This is a genomic window from Mycolicibacterium obuense, from assembly GCF_055397605.1.
Genome location: NZ_AP043663.1, coordinates 490517 through 505086 on the forward strand (window position 1 = coordinate 490517; position 14570 = coordinate 505086).

Sequence of the window (14570 nt, forward strand, 5' to 3'; positions counted from 1 at the left end):
TCACAGGCCGCCGCGGGCGGCCTTCACCTCGGCCACCAGCTCGGGTGGGCCGTCGAACTCGACCTGGGCCTCGTCGCGGCCCGTGATGAACAGCAACAGCTCGCCGGGGTCCCCGATGACGGTCAGCGTCGGGCCGCGTCCCGCCGTCGCGAGCCGCTCACCCTGGGGTGTCTGCAGGACCACAGTGGCGGGGGCACGTCGCAGCGTCATCCGCGACATCATCGCGACCGGACGGCGCAGCGCGGCGACGGTCTGATCGTCGAGCGGCCGTGGCTCCCAGCCCGGCTGTGCTCGGCGAGCGTCCTCGTTGTGGATGAACATCTCCGCGACGTTGGCGATCGGATCGAGCAGCTTGAACGGTGAGTACAGCGGCGGCCCTTCAGCCACCTGATCGACCAGGGCGTCCCAGTCCGTCGCCGCCGACACCTGCTTCTGCACCCGGTCGGTGTACCCGGCCAGCGCGGGAATGAGGATGCCCGGTGCGGCGTCGAGGCGACGTTCCCGCACGACGAGGTGGGCGGCCAGGTCACGGGCGTCCCACCCGTCGCACAGGGTGGGGGAGTCCGGCGTGAGCGTGCGGAACGTGGACACCAGGGCGGCGCGTTCCCGCTGGGCGACGGTCATGGGTGCGGTTCCTTTCAGCCGAGCGCGCGATCGAGGTTGATCGCGGCGCTGATCAACGACAGGTGGGTGAAGGCCTGCGGGAAGTTGCCGACCTGATCGCCGGTGGCGCTCACCTGTTCAGCGTAGAGACCCACGTGGTTGGCGTAGGTGAACATCTTCTCCAGCGCCAGCTGAGCGTCCCGTAATCGCCCTGCCCGAGTGAGTGCCTCGACGTACCAGAAGGTGCACAACGAGAACGTGCCCTCTTTTCCGTCGAGGCCGTCGCTGTCGTCGTAACGGAAGACCAGGCTGTCGGTGACCAGCTGGCGTTCGATGGCGGCGAGAGTGGACAGGAACCGCGGATCGATCGGCGAGATGAACTTGACCATCGGCATCAGGAGCACACCAGCATCGAGGGTGTCATCGTCCTCGAACCGGGTGAACGTCTCGAGATCGGCGTTCCAGCAGGCCGTCATGATCCGTTCGTAGATCTCGTCACGAACTCGCGACCAGGTCACCAGGTCGGCGGGCAGACCGCGCTGCCGGGCGATGCGGATGGCGCGTTCCAGCGCGACCCAGCACATCAGCCTCGAGGTGGTGTTCGCCTTGTCGCCGTCGCGGACCTCCCACATCCCGGCGTCGTCGCGCTGCCAGTTGTCGACCACCCAGCCGATGACATAGCTGACGTCAGACCAGGCGTCGTGACTGATCCCGGCCCCGTATTTGTTGAACAGGTACACCGAATCGATCAGATCGCCATAGATGTCGAGTTGGAGTTGTTCGGCTGCGGCGTTGCCTACCCGTACCGGCTTCGAGTCCAGATGCCCACGGAGATGGTCGAGTTCGATCTCCTCGGGTGCGTTGCCGTCGATGTCGTAGAGGACCCGCAGCGGCCCCAGGCCATCGGCTTCCCGCTCGCCGCGGCCCAGCCGTCGAGACAGCCATTCGATGAAGGCGTTGGCCTCGTCGTTGAAGCCCAGGCGCAGTAGTGCGTACAGGCTGAACCCCGCGTCCCGCATCCACACATAGCGATAGTCCCAGTTGCGCTCTCCGCCAATGGTTTCCGGCAGGCTGGTGGTGGGCGCCGCGATGATCGCACCGGACGGCTCGTGAGTGAGCAGCTTCAGCGTGATCGCCGAGCGCTCCACCATCTCGCGCCAGCGGCCCCGGTAGCGTGACGTCGCGAGCCAGGTCCGCCAGAACTGGGCAGTCGCCTCGAACAAGGCGTCAACCTCCTGAGCGTCATCGGCGTCGGCATCGGGGCTGTCGAGCACCTCCAGTACGAACTCCGTCACCTCGCCGGTGCGCACCGTGAACTCGGCACTGACCACCCCGTCGTCCACGGTGACATCGGTACTCGAGGTCAACGTCATCGCCAACTGGTCGGAGCGGAAATCGACCCTGCCGGCGCGCGATGTCACCGCGAACCGCGCTCTGCCGTAGTCCGGCCGCGCGTCGAGGGCCATCCGCACGGTCGTGGTGCCTCGCACCGCGACGATCCGGCGCACCAGACGCTGTCGGTGCTCGGTATCTCCCGGCCGCAATACCGGCATGAAGTCGTGTATCTCGATCACCCCGTGCTCGGTCAGGAAACGGGTGATCAGCGTGGCCGATTCGGGCAGATAGAACTGGTGTGACCCGGCGGTGTCGCAGACGGGTGTCAGCGTCCAGCTGCCGCCGGCGTCGGTGTCGAGGATCGCGCCGAAGACACTGCCGGAGTCGAACCTCGGCGCGCAGAACCAGTCGATGGTGCCATCGGTGGCGACCAGCGCGCAGGTCCGCAGATCGCCGATCAGTCCGTGCTGCGCGATCGACGGGCCATCAGGCATCGGGTAGCCGCCACCCGCGAGGACCGGGCAGCGTCAGCGCGGATTCCGGTCCCCACGACCCCTGCTCATAGGGCTGCACCGGCGGCGGATTGTCGAGGACGGGTTGACACACCTGCCAGAGCCGGTCCACCTCGTCGCCGCGGGCGAACAGGGTCTGATCGCCGCGCATGACATCGAGGATCAGCCGCTCGTACGCCTCGAGCGCGTCGTCCTCGTGCTCGGAGCGGGCCAGGTCGAGCTGCGATCGCAGCGGTTCGACGACGGTGTCCGGGCCAGGACGCTTGACGTTGAGAACCACTGTGGCCGATGGTGTTTGGCCCAGTTCGAGGCCGAGCTGATCAGGCTCCGGTGCGTCACCGTCGAATGGGGACGGCGGTGTGCGGAACGTCACCGTGACGCTACGTCGATTGTCCGCCAATGCCTTTCCGGTGCGGAGGTAGAACGGTACGTCGCGCCAACGCTCGTTGTCGACGAAGGCTTCGAGTGCCACGAAAGTCTCGACCTGCGAATCGTCGGCGACATCGTCGTCGTCGCGGTAGCCGTCGAACTGCCCGAACACCACCCGGTCTGGGTCGAGCGGGCGCATCGCTTGGAACACCGCGGCCTTGGCTTCCCGCAGAGCGTCGGCGTCCACGGTCTCCGGCCGTTCCATCGCGACGAACCCGAGCACCTGGCACAGATGAGTGGTCACCATGTCACGGAAACACCCGGTGGACTCGTAGAAGCTCCCCCTGCCCTCCAGCCCGAGATCCTCGGGCACATCGATCTGCACGGACTCGACATGCTCTCTGTTCCAAGCGGATTCGATGATGGCATTGGCGAAACGCAGAGCGAGGATGTTCTGCACGGCCTCCTTGCCCAGGAAATGATCGATGCGGTACACCGAGCTCTCGTCAGTGACCGATGACACCGTGGCATCGAGCGCGCGCGAACTGTCGAGGTCGGTGCCGAACGGCTTCTCGATGATCATCCGGGCGTCCGTGGCGAGCCCTTCGCGGCCCAGCATCGCGATCATGGGCTCCATCGCCGTAGGCGGCACCGACAGGTAGATCACGGTCTGGGCGTCGGCGCCGACATCGGACTTGGCCGCGGTCACCGCCGACGCAAGATCCGCGCCGTCGTCGGCATTGGAGGTCTGAAAAGACAGGCGCTGCAACAGCTTCTCGACGACCTCTGCGTCGAGCTCGTCGATCGACTCGGACAGTCCGGTGCGGACCGACTCGCGGAAGTCATCGAGGCTGTCGGGTGCGCTGCGTCCCGATCCGATGATCGCGTAGTCATCGGGGAAGTGCCCGGCGGCGGCGAGCCGGTAGATGCTGGGGAACAGCATGCGGCGGGCGAGGTCGCCGCGGGCGCCGAAGAGCACCAGGACGAAGGGGGCGACGGTCATGTGGCGGACTCCTGGAGGTTCAACAGTGCGTTCTCGACGACTTCGGTGAGCGCCGGGTGGATCCAGTACGGCCGGCCGGCCAGGTCCTGCGCCGTGATGCCGAAATTCATGGCGACGACGAAGATCTGGATCAGGCTGGCAGCCTGGCCGCCGATCAGGTGGGCGCCCAGGATCGCGCCGCCGGGTTCGGCGAGCACCTTGCACAACCCGGTCGTGTCTTGCATGGCCCATCCGTAGGCCACGTCGGAGTATTCGGCGACGCCGACGGAGAAGTCGAGTCCGTCGCGCCGGCAGTCGTCTTCGGTCCGGCCGACTGAGGCGATCTGCGGGTTGGTGAACACTGCCGACGGCACGAGATCGTGACTGATCTCGCGGAGGTCGTCGGGGTGCAGCAGATTGTGTTTGACGACGCCGGCCTCGCGATTGGCGACGTGTTTGAGGGGGATCGGGGTGCTGACATCGCCGAGGGCGAAGATTCCCTCGGCGGAGGTACGGCAGTAGCTGTCCACGGCGATGCGCCCGTCGTCGTGGGTGTCGATGCCCGCCTTCTCGACATCGAGGCGGTCGCTGTTGGGGCGCCGTCCCGCGGCCACCAGCAGCGCGTCGGCCTTCACCGACGTGCCGTCGTCGAGCTCGATGCTGAGATCGCCTGGGCTGCCGGAGATCCCGGTGAGCTCAGTGCCGCACCTCACGTCGTAGGTGTTGCGCATCAGGTCGGTGTACACGTCACGCACGGCGTCGTCCTGCGGTCCGCCCAGAAGACGTCCCGACTTCTCGATGATCGTGATCCGGCTGCCTGCGGCGGCGAAGACATGGGCGAGTTCGGCGGCGATGTAGCCGCCGCCGAGCACCGCGAGATGCTCAGGTGGCGTGTCGCGTCGCATCACCGTGTCGGAGGTCTCGTAGGGCAGCCCCGAATCCGCGACAGCGTCGGGCACCACCGGGCGGCTTCCCGCCGCGATCACGATTCGCTCGGCCTCGATCTCGACGGTGCCGTCGTCGGTCGCGATCTCCAACCGGCGCGGACCCGTGAAGCGCGCCTGCCCGTGGTAGACGGTGATGAAATCGCTGTCGCGGCGGCCTTGTTCGCCCTCATCGGCGAGCGCGTCGGTTCTGCTGAAGACGCGATTCCGCACGTCCGGCCATCGCATGTGCGCGTTGCCGGCGTCGATATCGAAATGCCCAGCTGCGCCGACGGTGTCGGCGACCTGAGCGGTGTAGGACAGCATCTTCGACGGGATGCAGCCGTAATTCACGCAGGTACCGCCAAACTTGCGGTCGTCGATGATCGCGACGTCCAGATCGGCGAACTGATCGTCGATGACCATGTTGCCCGAGCCGGCCCCGATGATGACGAGGTCGTGTGAGTGCACCCACCGCCTGTTCCCGGCGGGGCAGTTCTAGAAACTCGAGACGCCTTCGGTGCTGATCGTCATGCCGTGCCCGGTGCCGTCGTTGGTGAAGGTGGTGCCGTCCTCGGTGGCATCGATGGTCCAGCCGAGCGCCGAGTAGGTGCTGTAGTCCAGCGTGACGGCGGGAATCGCGCCGAGGTTGCCGAGCACCCAGCTGACCCGGCCGTCGGCGGTCAAGCGCACGCCGTTGGCCGGCTCGCCCTCGACCTCGGGCGCATTGGTGAAGGCCGATTCGCAGCCGACTTCCTGCTCGTCCAGTTGGCAGCGGGTCTTGCCGGACTTGGTCTGGATGAAGACGTAGCCGTTCTGCGGGCTGAGCACCTCGCCCGATGGTGCGCGGGTGGTGGTCGACGGCGGCGCAGGTGGCGGAGTGCTCGGCGGCGGTGTCGAGCGGGTGGGCCGCGGGGTGGGGAAGTCCGGTTCGATACCGGTGTCCGGGCTGCGGGTCGCGGTGCCGTCGATCGACGACTGGCAGCCGGTGAGCGCGGCGACGGCCAACAAGCCTGCCGCCACCAGCCGCGTGTTCACCTGGCCCAGGGTACGCAGTGTGTGATGCGTGTGACGGGAGTGACTCGCGGTCGCGGGCCCGCGAAAGTGCCCTGGCAGTAGTGGAAAGTGCCTCGGGACGACGCTGGGTGCACTCTCGCGGCGCCCCGGGAACAAATCCCGCCGACGACCCGTTGACCGGTTCGACAGTTGAGTGACATCGGCTCAAGTTCTGCTTGACAGGCTAAGCCTTGAAGGAGCAGGCTTGAGCCCGGTGCACTCAGTACACACGTTTCGTCTAATCAGGAGGCAGTAACTATGGCTCGTGCGGTCGGCATCGACCTCGGGACCACCAACTCCGTCGTCGCAGTTCTGGAGGGTGGCGACCCCGTCGTCGTCGCGAACTCCGAGGGCTCCCGCACCACCCCGTCGGTCGTGGCGTTCGCGCGCAACGGCGAGGTGCTGGTCGGTCAGCCCGCCAAGAACCAGGCGGTGACCAACGTCGACCGGACGATCCGTTCGGTGAAGCGTCACATGGGCTCCGACTGGACCGTCGAGATCGACGGCAAGAACTACACCGCGCAGGAGATCAGCGCCCGCGTGCTCATGAAGCTCAAGCGCGACGCCGAGTCCTACCTCGGCGAGGACATCGCCGACGCGGTGATCACTGTGCCCGCGTACTTCAACGACGCCCAGCGTCAGGCCACCAAGGAAGCCGGCCAGATCGCCGGCCTCAACGTGCTGCGCATCGTCAACGAGCCGACCGCGGCCGCGCTGGCCTACGGCCTGGACAAGGGCGAGAAAGAGCAGACCATCCTGGTGTTCGACCTCGGCGGCGGCACGTTCGACGTGTCCCTGCTGGAGATCGGCGAAGGTGTCGTCGAGGTCCGCGCGACCTCCGGTGACAACCACCTCGGTGGCGACGACTGGGACGACCGGATCGTCGAATGGCTCGTCGACAAGTTCAAGAGCACCGCGGGCATCGACCTGACCAAGGACAAGATGGCCATGCAGCGGCTGCGTGAAGCGGCCGAGAAGGCCAAGATCGAGCTCAGCTCGAGCCAGAGCACCTCGATCAACCTGCCCTACATCACCGTCGACGCGGACAAGAACCCGCTGTTCCTCGACGAGCAGCTCACGCGTGCGGAGTTCCAGCGCATCACCCAGGATCTGCTGGATCGCACCCGCAAGCCGTTCCAGCAGGTGATCAAGGACGCCGGCATCGCCGTCGGCGACATCGACCACGTCGTGCTGGTCGGCGGTTCGACCCGCATGCCCGCGGTGTCCGAGCTCGTCAAGGAGATGACCGGCGGCCGGGAGCCCAACAAGGGCGTCAACCCCGACGAGGTCGTCGCCGTGGGCGCTGCGCTGCAGGCCGGCGTGCTCAAGGGCGAGGTCAAGGACGTGCTGCTGCTGGACGTCACCCCGCTGAGCCTCGGTATCGAGACCAAGGGCGGCGTGATGACCAAGCTCATCGAGCGCAACACCACGATCCCGACCAAGCGGTCGGAGACGTTCACCACGGCTGATGACAATCAGCCCTCGGTGCAGATCCAGGTGTTCCAGGGTGAGCGCGAGATCGCCTCGCACAACAAGCTGCTCGGCTCCTTCGAGCTGACCGGTATCCCGCCGGCCCCGCGCGGCGTGCCCCAGATCGAGGTCACCTTCGACATCGACGCCAACGGCATCGTGCACGTCACGGCCAAGGACAAGGGCACCGGCAAGGAGAACACGATCAAGATCCAGGAAGGCTCCGGCCTGTCCAAGGAAGAGATCGACCGGATGATCAAGGACGCCGAGGCGCACGCTGACGAAGACCGTCAGCGTCGCGAGGAGGCCGACGTACGCAACCAGGCCGAGTCGCTGGTCTACCAGACGGAGAAGTTCGTCAAGGAACAGCGCGAAGCCGAAGGTGGATCGAAGGTCTCCGAGGACACCTTGACCAAGGTCGACGGCGCCATCGCCGAAGCGAAGTCCGCGCTCGCCGGCACCGACATCTCGGCGATCAAGTCGGCGATGGAGAAGCTGGGCACCGAGAGCCAGGCCCTGGGCCAGGCGATCTACGAGGCCACCCAGGCCGAGCAGGGCGCTGCGGGCGGCGACGCCCCCGGTGGCTCGAGCTCCAGCTCCAACGATGACGTCGTCGACGCCGAGGTCGTTGAGGACGATCAGGAGCGCAAGTGAGTGACGAGCAGGAACCGATCACTGTCACCGACAAGCGCCGGATAGACCCGCAGACCGGCCAGGTGCGCGACGCACCTGAGCCGGCCTCCGGGCCCGTCGACGAGGTGCCGACCGTATCCGAGGAGTCGCAGGACCAGGCCGCTGAGCTGTTGGCCGACCTGCAGCGGGTCCAGGCCGATTTCGCGAACTACCGCAAGCGATCGCTGCGCGATCAGCAGGTGGCCACCGAGCGGGCCAAGGCCCACGTGGTGACCCAGCTGCTGCCCGTGCTCGACGACCTCGAGCGGGCCCGCGCGCACGGCGATTTGGAATCCGGACCGCTCAAAGCCGTTGCGGACAAGCTGGTTTCGACCCTCGAAGGGTTGGGGCTCAAGCCGTTCGGTGAAGAGGGCGACGCCTTCGACCCGTCGCTGCACGAGGCTGTGCAGCACGAGGGTGACGGCACCCATCCGGTGGTCGGGACGGTCATGCGTCGCGGTTACACCGTCGGTGATCACGTGGTCCGCCACGCGATGGTCGGCGTCGTCGACACCGTCCCCGACGCGGCCGGATCGGCGAATGCCGACCAAGAGCCGAAAAAGCCATCAGAATCATAGGAATTGACAACCGCGACGAAGGTGAGGAGGTGACGCGGTATGGCCCAGCGTGAGTGGGTTGAGAAGGACTTCTACAAGGAGCTCGGCGTCGCCTCCGACGCCGCCCAGGACGAGATCAAGCGGGCTGCCCGCAAGATCCTCGCCGAGAACCACCCCGACCGGAACCCCGGCAACGCCGCGGCCGAGGAGCGGTACAAGGCCGCCTCGGAGGCCAAGGAAGTGCTGACCGACCCCGCCAAACGCAAGGAGTACGACGAGACCCGTCGGCTCTTCGCGGGCGGCGGGTTCGGCCGGGGGCGTGCCGGCGGTGGCGGATTCGGCGGGTTCGGCGGTGGCGATGGCCAGGAGTTCAACCTCAACGACCTGTTCGATGCTGCCGGGCAGACCGGCGGCGCGAACATCGGTGACCTGTTCGGTGGGTTGTTCGGCCGAGGCGCACAGCAGCCGCGGCCGAGCCGCCCCCGGCGGGGCAACGACCTCGAGACCGAGACCGAACTGAGTTTCCTCGAGGCGACCAAGGGCGTGGCGATGCCGTTGCGGCTCACCAGTCCTGCCCCATGCACGAACTGCCATGGCAGCGGCGCCCGCCCGGGCACCAGCCCCAAGGTCTGCCCGAACTGCAACGGCGCCGGCGTCATCAGCCGCAACCAGGGGGCCTTCGGGTTCTCCGAGCCGTGCACGGAATGCCGGGGCAGCGGGTCGATCATCGAGCACCCCTGCGACGAGTGCAAGGGCACCGGCGTGACCACCCGCACCCGCACCATCAACGTCCGGATCCCTCCGGGAGTCGAAGACGGACAACGCATTCGACTCGCGGGCCAGGGTGAGGCCGGATTACGTGGTGCCCCGTCGGGTGACCTCTACGTCACCGTGCATGTGCGGCCGGACAAGGTGTTCGGTCGCAACGGCGACGACCTGACGGTCACCGTGCCGGTGGCTTTTCACGAATTGGCGCTGGGCACAACGCTGTCCGTGCCGACGCTGGAAGGCAAGGTCGGGGTTCGGGTACCCAAGGGCACGTCGGACGGACGCATCCTGCGGGTGCGTGGTCGCGGGGTGCCCAAGCGCTCCGGCGGCAACGGCGATCTGCTGGTCACCGTGAAGGTGGCCGTGCCGTCGAATCTCGAAGGTGAGGCCGCCGAAGCGTTGGAGGCCTACGCACAAGCCGAGCGCGCCAGCGGCTTCGATCCGCGGGCGGGATGGGCCGGTGCCCAGTGAGCCCCGGGCGCAAAGACCAGAATGACCAGGCCAGGACGTTCCTGATCTCGGTCGCCGCCGAGCTGGCCGGTATGCACGCGCAGACGCTGCGTACCTACGACCGGCTCGGCCTGGTCAGCCCGGAGCGCACATCCGGTGGGGGACGGCGGTATTCGCAACGCGACGTCGACCTGCTGCGCGAAGTACAGCGGCTGTCGCAGGACGAGGGCGTCAACCTGGCCGGCATCAAGCGCATCATCGAGCTGACCAATCAGGTCGAGGCGTTGCAGGCGCGGTTGCGTGAGCTCACCGCCGAGGTCGAGCACCTGCGTGCTCAACCTCGGCCCAAGAGCACAGCGCTGGTCGTCTGGCAGCCGCGTCACCAGCGCTGAGCCTCAGTGCAGTAGAGCACCCCGTGACCGCAGCGAGGAATGCATTCCCGCATACGGATTCGACTCGGGCAGAAGATCTTTTGCGATCTTGGTGACAGCGCTGTAGTTGACGTCGACGACGTTGGCCAGCGGCGAGCGGCACAGCTGGCTGCACAGCTGGTAGGCGTCCAGCTCGCCGAGCCCGTAGAGCTCGACGAGCCAGCGCACCATCTCCACTTGGCTGCACCGCCAGGCATCTTCGAGCGGTCGCGCCGACCCCACTGTCAGCAACGCGTCGTCGTGTTCGAGCCGGGGCCATGCCGGTGCGTTGCCCTTGATCAGGTCGACGATGAGTGTCACGTCCATCGCGCCTTCCAGTGCGGTGCCGCAGGTTTCACCCTCGCCCTGGCGGTAGTGGCCGTCGCCGATCGAGAACAGGGCGCCCTCGACGTTGACGCCGAGGTACACCGTGGTGCCCGCACGCAGCTCCGGGGTGTCCATGTTCCCGCCGAAGTAGTCCGGCACCAGCGTCGTGCGGACCTCCCGCAGAGCGGGCGCGACCCCGACGGTCCCGAGCATCGGCGCCAACGGCACCCGAAGTTCGAAGTCCGACTGGTGCGCGGTGAACAGCGCGGTGTCGGTCGCACGGTCGACGGTGTAGATCCACGTGAGTTCCGGCAGCGGGGGCTGCAGACCCGCGGTGCGGTCGGTTCCGGTCAGCGCACCGAAGAGTGGAATGGTGGTCGACGCCGCCCAATCCCGCGCCGGGGTCAGCGACACCACATGCAGCGCCAGCGTGTCGCCAGGCTCGGCGCCCCGGACGTAGAAAGGCCCCGTCTGCGGGTTGAGCTCCTTCGGGTTGAGCACCTGGCTCGGCCGATCGTCGCGGGAGGTAACCCGGCCCGCGAACGCGTCCTCGGTCCACAACGTCAGCGCGGTGCCGGGATCGACCTCCATGACCGGCTCGGCCCCGCCGAAGGTCCAGACGTACTGCTCTCGGCTCGGCGTGAATTCAACGACCTGCACGGACAGCTCCTGTCGTCGCAGGTGCGAGCACCCGGGGGAGAAGCACCGACGTCACCGCGCCGAGCGTGGCCCACATCAGTGCCTGGCCGACCAGTGACGACAACCGGAAGTCGGCGAGCAGCTCAGCGGGGAACTCGGGGGGCACCTCGCGGAAGGCGGGCAGCGCGAACGCAACAGCGGTCATGACCGCGAGATAGCCGGCGATCGAGGCTGCAGCGGCGCTCGCCCCGCCGATCCGTTGTGCCAGGCGCAGTCCGACAATCACGGCAGCGGCCGCCGTCGCGAGCGACGCGGCGATCATGAGCAGGTATGCCGTCGTGCGGTCACCCGCGGTCTCCGACAATCCGACGCCCGGGGGATTGGCGGGGTAGGCCAGGAAAGGCACCATGGCGACGCTGACGAAACCTGCGGCTGCAGTGGACGCGGCGACCAGCGACAGGCTGGCGTGCCGGCCGCGCAAGGAAGCCAGGACCATGGCCAGCGCTACGGCGAACAGTGCACCCATGATCACGCCGAAGGCAACGGTGCCCACGGCCGAGCCGACGTTCTCCTGCACGGCACGGCTGAACACCTCGTGTTCGTGCGCGTGGGCGCCGCCCAGTGCCTCTGCGGCGTGGGAGCGTTGCTCCTCGTAGTCGACGGCGGCGGTGATCAGCGGTGCGAGCTGCCACCGCGCGAACGCGAAAGAGACGATGCCCGCGGCGAACCCGCCGGCGATCCCCAGCCCGATGATGCGTTTCTCCATGGTCGCGACCTCTCTAGTGGCAGGGGAAGCCGAGCAGATGCCTGGCGTCGTGCAGGAATTCGTGCACGTGGGTGTCGGAGCCGAACACGGACACCGCCCCTTGGTCATAGCCGAGGAAGTAGTAGGCGATCAGTGCCAGGACGGTGGTCGCGGTGAGCCAGAGCGCCCCTTCCGCTCGGGAGGTGTCGAGCGCTCCTGCGCGAGTGGACGCAACGGTCGGTGTGGTCATATGGAGTCCCTTGTTCTCGGAAAAGCTTCCGTGATGAAAATATTGCTGACGACCGCCAGTCTGAGAAGAGGGGCTGGTCGGCGTCAACCCGAAAGCGATCATCCACCCACTGCGATACACAGATTTAACCGCAGCGGGGATTCAGGTTAAGGCGCTGTAACGGCTGCTCCGGAGCGATTGCGAAACCGGCAACGGCATGCACATAGTTTCTTGTGAAAGTATTGACCAGATGAACTAAGGAGGCCGGCCAGATGCATGGTCCGCATGATCTCGGTGGGCGCGATGGCGTGGGACCCATCGCCGAGGAGTTCCTCGAGCCCGGAATTCCCGACTGGCGTTATCCCTTCGAAGGTCGCATGCATGCGGTGACCGCGATGGCGATCGCCAAAGGTGCCTTCAACCTCGACGAGCAACGGCACGGCATCGAGCTGATGAAGTGGAGCGACTATCTGGATTCCACGTACTACGCCCACTGGTTGTTCTCGGTGGAGAAGCTGCTGAACGACAAGGGATACATCTCGCATGAGGAGGTGGATGCGCGGATGGCCGAGCTCGGCGCTCCGGAGATGACCCCGCATCCGCAGAAGCCGGAGACGTTGTCGCCGTTCGCAGAGAAGATGATCGACGTGCTGTGGGCCGGCACGCCGCACGACCTGCCCGCCGACACACCGCCGGCGTTCGAGGTGGGGGATGCCGTGACGGTGCGCAACATCAGCGCCACGACACACAACCGGTTGCCCGGCTATCTGCGGCGGGCCCGCGGTGTGATCGCGAAGCAGTACGGCGCCTTCCACGACCCGGCAGCCAGCGCCCACGAGTACAAGGACGTTCCGCATCAGCTGTACATGGTGAAGTTCAGCGCCACCGAGCTGTGGGGCGACGATGCGGCCGAAGAGTTCGACCTGTATGCCGACCTGTTCGAGAGCTATCTCGAACCTGCCGGTAAGTGACCACGAGAAGCAAGGAGACACAGATGGATTGGCTGTCGTTGAGTGACGTCGAAGCGCGCGTGAACGCGCTCGAGTCGCTGATGGTCGAGAAGGGCCTGGCCGAGCACGAGGCGGTCGATGCGGTGGTGGCCTCGTTCGAGAACGACATGGGCCCCGTCAACGGTGCCAAGGTCGTGGTTCGGGCCTGGACCGATCCGGAGTACAAGAAGTGGCTGCTCGCCGACGCGACCGCGGCGATCGCCGACATGGGGTTCACCGGCCTGCAGACCGAGCACATGGTGGCGGTCGAGAACACCGCGCAGCGACACAACGTCGTGGTGTGCACGCTGTGCTCCTGCTATCCGTGGACGCTGCTGGGCATTCCGCCGGCCTGGTTCAAATATCCCCAGTACCGTGCCCGCGTCGTGAAGGAACCGCGCAGTGTGCTGGCCGAATTCGGAGTGACGCTGGCCGACGACGTCCACGTCGACGTGTGGGACAGCAGCGCCGAGATCCGGTATCTGGTGATCCCACAGCGTCCCGACGGCACCGAGGGCCTCAGCGACGACGAGCTCGTCGCACTGGTGAGCCGCGACTCCATGGTCGGCACCGCGCTGCTGTCCTCACCGAAGGCGGCCTGACGTGTCGGCACCCACGATCGTCGACTTCGACGTCCCCGGCACGCTCGCCGCGCTGCCCCGGTCCAACGGCGAGCTCGTCTTCGACGCGCCATGGCAGGGAAGGCTTTTCGGGCTCGTGGTGCAGATGTGCCAGGCGGGCATGTTCAGCTGGGACGAGTTCAAGAAGCATCTGATCGACGTGATCGGCGAGTCGGGGATCGACGACGTCTGCGACCCGTCGGTGTACTACCGCCAGTTCGGAGAGGCGTTCTGCCGACTTGCCGTCGAGAAGGACTTCATCGCCGAGGCAGGTCTGGAGGAGCGCGTGCGCATCGAGTCGGCGAAGTTGGCGCATGACGACCACGACCACGACCACGATCACCCCCACGAGCACTGAGGGCGAGGCGATGTCGAAGATCACTGCGCTGTCGATCAGCGTCGGAGTGCTGGGCATGGTGTCCACCTTGATCACCGCGACGGTGTGGCCGCTGCCGGTGTGGGTGTTGTTCCTCGCGTGGGCGTCGTTCTTCTTCGTCGGGTCCGGGGTGTCGGGTCTGCTGAAGTCGGTGGCGTGCAACTGGGCGGGCATCGCGATCGCGACCGCGACACTGCTCTCGGTGCAGGCCAGCGACAGCGCCCTCGTGCTGTCGATCGCGGTCGGAATCGGAAGTTTTGCGATGGTCCAGGTGTCGCGAATACCGTGGATCTCTGCGACACCGGCGATCGTGTTCGGGTTCGCGATGACCGTCGGGACGATGGCCGCGACCGGAAACGGCATCACCACAGTGGGATTGGGTCATCCAGCCCTGGTGGCCGCCGTGACCGCAGCCGTCGGTGCCTGCTTCGGCCTGGCGTCCGAATGGGGTGCGACGCTGATCGGACGCCTCGCCGCACCGCGGACGGTGGCCGCACCGGGCTGACCCGGTTACGCTAAGAATCACAAATTTTGCTTC

General features: G+C 66.7%; 16 protein-coding genes. 8 read left to right on the forward strand and 8 right to left on the reverse strand.

Annotation, left to right across the window (positions count from 1 at the left end):
• From ACZ50N_RS02250 to ACZ50N_RS02270, 5 genes are read right to left on the reverse strand one after another with little or no spacing between them, the layout of a single operon-like run.
• Entirely contained in the window at positions 1-624 is a 624-nt protein-coding gene (locus ACZ50N_RS02250) for a TIGR03085 family metal-binding protein (RefSeq protein ID WP_046364445.1), read from the reverse strand.
• A 14-nt stretch (positions 625-638) separates the two neighbouring features.
• A complete protein-coding gene (locus tag ACZ50N_RS02255) occupies positions 639-2432 on the reverse strand; it encodes a glycoside hydrolase family 15 protein (protein WP_464474524.1) in 1794 nt (597 codons plus the stop codon).
• Complete coding sequence (zwf, locus tag ACZ50N_RS02260) at positions 2425-3822, reverse strand: glucose-6-phosphate dehydrogenase (protein ID WP_464474525.1); 1398 nt, start codon at positions 3820-3822, stop codon at positions 2425-2427. The genes ACZ50N_RS02255 and zwf overlap by 8 nt, the downstream gene beginning before the upstream one ends.
• The gene (locus ACZ50N_RS02265; protein ID WP_464474526.1) at positions 3819-5195 is read right to left on the reverse strand and encodes a mycothione reductase; all 1377 of its coding nucleotides are present in this window, start codon (positions 5193-5195) and stop codon (positions 3819-3821) included. The genes zwf and ACZ50N_RS02265 overlap by 4 nt, the downstream gene beginning before the upstream one ends.
• 27 nt (positions 5196-5222) lie before the next feature.
• Complete coding sequence (locus tag ACZ50N_RS02270) at positions 5223-5762, reverse strand: hypothetical protein (RefSeq protein WP_048424414.1); 540 nt, start codon at positions 5760-5762, stop codon at positions 5223-5225.
• A 276-nt stretch (positions 5763-6038) separates the two neighbouring features.
• On the opposite strand from ACZ50N_RS02270, the gene dnaK reads away from it, so the two are divergent.
• The 4 genes from dnaK to ACZ50N_RS02290 are packed head-to-tail and all read left to right on the forward strand — an operon-like array spanning position 6039 to position 10089.
• Positions 6039-7904: a molecular chaperone DnaK gene (gene dnaK, locus ACZ50N_RS02275; protein ID WP_046364440.1), complete on the forward strand. Its 1866-nt coding sequence runs from the start codon at positions 6039-6041 to the stop codon at positions 7902-7904.
• The gene (gene grpE / locus ACZ50N_RS02280; RefSeq protein ID WP_464474527.1) at positions 7901-8500 is read left to right on the forward strand and encodes a nucleotide exchange factor GrpE; all 600 of its coding nucleotides are present in this window, start codon (positions 7901-7903) and stop codon (positions 8498-8500) included. Before dnaK ends, grpE begins: the two co-directional genes overlap by 4 nt.
• Before the next feature lie 39 nt (positions 8501-8539).
• Positions 8540-9718 carry a molecular chaperone DnaJ gene (gene dnaJ / locus ACZ50N_RS02285; RefSeq protein WP_048424411.1) on the forward strand — a complete coding sequence of 393 codons (1179 nt, stop codon included), beginning with the start codon at positions 8540-8542 and terminating at the stop codon, positions 9716-9718.
• Entirely contained in the window at positions 9700-10089 is a 390-nt protein-coding gene (locus ACZ50N_RS02290) for a heat shock protein transcriptional repressor HspR (RefSeq protein WP_110798010.1), read from the forward strand. The genes dnaJ and ACZ50N_RS02290 overlap by 19 nt, the downstream gene beginning before the upstream one ends.
• Before the next feature lie 3 nt (positions 10090-10092).
• Here ACZ50N_RS02290 and ACZ50N_RS02295 read toward each other — a convergent pair whose 3' ends face one another.
• Genes ACZ50N_RS02295 through ACZ50N_RS02305 form a run of 3 tightly spaced genes read right to left on the reverse strand, consistent with a single transcriptional unit; the run spans position 10093 to position 12068 of the window.
• The gene (locus ACZ50N_RS02295; protein WP_048424410.1) at positions 10093-11094 is read right to left on the reverse strand and encodes an acetamidase/formamidase family protein; all 1002 of its coding nucleotides are present in this window, start codon (positions 11092-11094) and stop codon (positions 10093-10095) included.
• Complete coding sequence (locus ACZ50N_RS02300) at positions 11081-11839, reverse strand: CbtA family protein (RefSeq protein WP_464474528.1); 759 nt, start codon at positions 11837-11839, stop codon at positions 11081-11083. Before ACZ50N_RS02300 ends, ACZ50N_RS02295 begins: the two co-directional genes overlap by 14 nt.
• 13 nt (positions 11840-11852) lie before the next feature.
• Positions 11853-12068: a CbtB domain-containing protein gene (locus ACZ50N_RS02305; protein ID WP_048424408.1), complete on the reverse strand. Its 216-nt coding sequence runs from the start codon at positions 12066-12068 to the stop codon at positions 11853-11855.
• Positions 12069-12319: 251 nt separating this feature from the next.
• On the opposite strand from ACZ50N_RS02305, the gene nthB reads away from it, so the two are divergent.
• The 4 genes from nthB to ACZ50N_RS02325 are packed head-to-tail and all read left to right on the forward strand — an operon-like array spanning position 12320 to position 14537.
• A complete protein-coding gene (gene nthB / locus ACZ50N_RS02310; RefSeq protein WP_048424407.1) occupies positions 12320-13018 on the forward strand; it encodes a nitrile hydratase subunit beta in 699 nt (232 codons plus the stop codon).
• Positions 13019-13041: 23 nt separating this feature from the next.
• Entirely contained in the window at positions 13042-13638 is a 597-nt protein-coding gene (nthA, locus tag ACZ50N_RS02315) for a nitrile hydratase subunit alpha (protein WP_048424428.1), read from the forward strand.
• A gap of 1 nt (position 13639) precedes the next feature.
• Positions 13640-14014 (forward strand): nitrile hydratase accessory protein, encoded by a 375-nt coding sequence (locus tag ACZ50N_RS02320; protein ID WP_048424406.1) that lies wholly within the window; start codon positions 13640-13642, stop codon positions 14012-14014.
• Positions 13971-14537, forward strand: a complete 567-nt coding sequence (locus tag ACZ50N_RS02325) for a DUF1097 domain-containing protein (protein WP_236694339.1) — start codon at positions 13971-13973, stop codon at positions 14535-14537. The genes ACZ50N_RS02320 and ACZ50N_RS02325 overlap by 44 nt, the downstream gene beginning before the upstream one ends.
• Positions 14538-14570: the final 33 nt, after the last annotated feature.

What these genes read in the sequence shown, in the direction of transcription:
- ACZ50N_RS02305 (WP_048424408.1), bottom strand. Translation starts at nt 12,068, where the DNA reads ATGACCACACCGACCGTTGCGTCCACTCGCGCAGGAGCGCTCGACACC.
- ACZ50N_RS02255 (WP_464474524.1), bottom strand. Translation starts at nt 2,432, where the DNA reads ATGCCTGATGGCCCGTCGATCGCGCAGCACGGACTGATCGGCGATCTG.
- nthA (WP_048424428.1), top strand. Translation starts at nt 13,042, where the DNA reads ATGGATTGGCTGTCGTTGAGTGACGTCGAAGCGCGCGTGAACGCGCTC.
- ACZ50N_RS02290 (WP_110798010.1), top strand. Translation starts at nt 9,700, where the DNA reads ATGGGCCGGTGCCCAGTGAGCCCCGGGCGCAAAGACCAGAATGACCAG.
- dnaJ (WP_048424411.1), top strand. Translation starts at nt 8,540, where the DNA reads ATGGCCCAGCGTGAGTGGGTTGAGAAGGACTTCTACAAGGAGCTCGGC.
- ACZ50N_RS02325 (WP_236694339.1), top strand. Translation starts at nt 13,971, where the DNA reads ATGACGACCACGACCACGACCACGATCACCCCCACGAGCACTGAGGGC.
- zwf (WP_464474525.1), bottom strand. Translation starts at nt 3,822, where the DNA reads ATGACCGTCGCCCCCTTCGTCCTGGTGCTCTTCGGCGCCCGCGGCGAC.
- ACZ50N_RS02250 (WP_046364445.1), bottom strand. Translation starts at nt 624, where the DNA reads ATGACCGTCGCCCAGCGGGAACGCGCCGCCCTGGTGTCCACGTTCCGC.
- dnaK (WP_046364440.1), top strand. Translation starts at nt 6,039, where the DNA reads ATGGCTCGTGCGGTCGGCATCGACCTCGGGACCACCAACTCCGTCGTC.
- nthB (WP_048424407.1), top strand. Translation starts at nt 12,320, where the DNA reads ATGCATGGTCCGCATGATCTCGGTGGGCGCGATGGCGTGGGACCCATC.
- ACZ50N_RS02300 (WP_464474528.1), bottom strand. Translation starts at nt 11,839, where the DNA reads ATGGAGAAACGCATCATCGGGCTGGGGATCGCCGGCGGGTTCGCCGCG.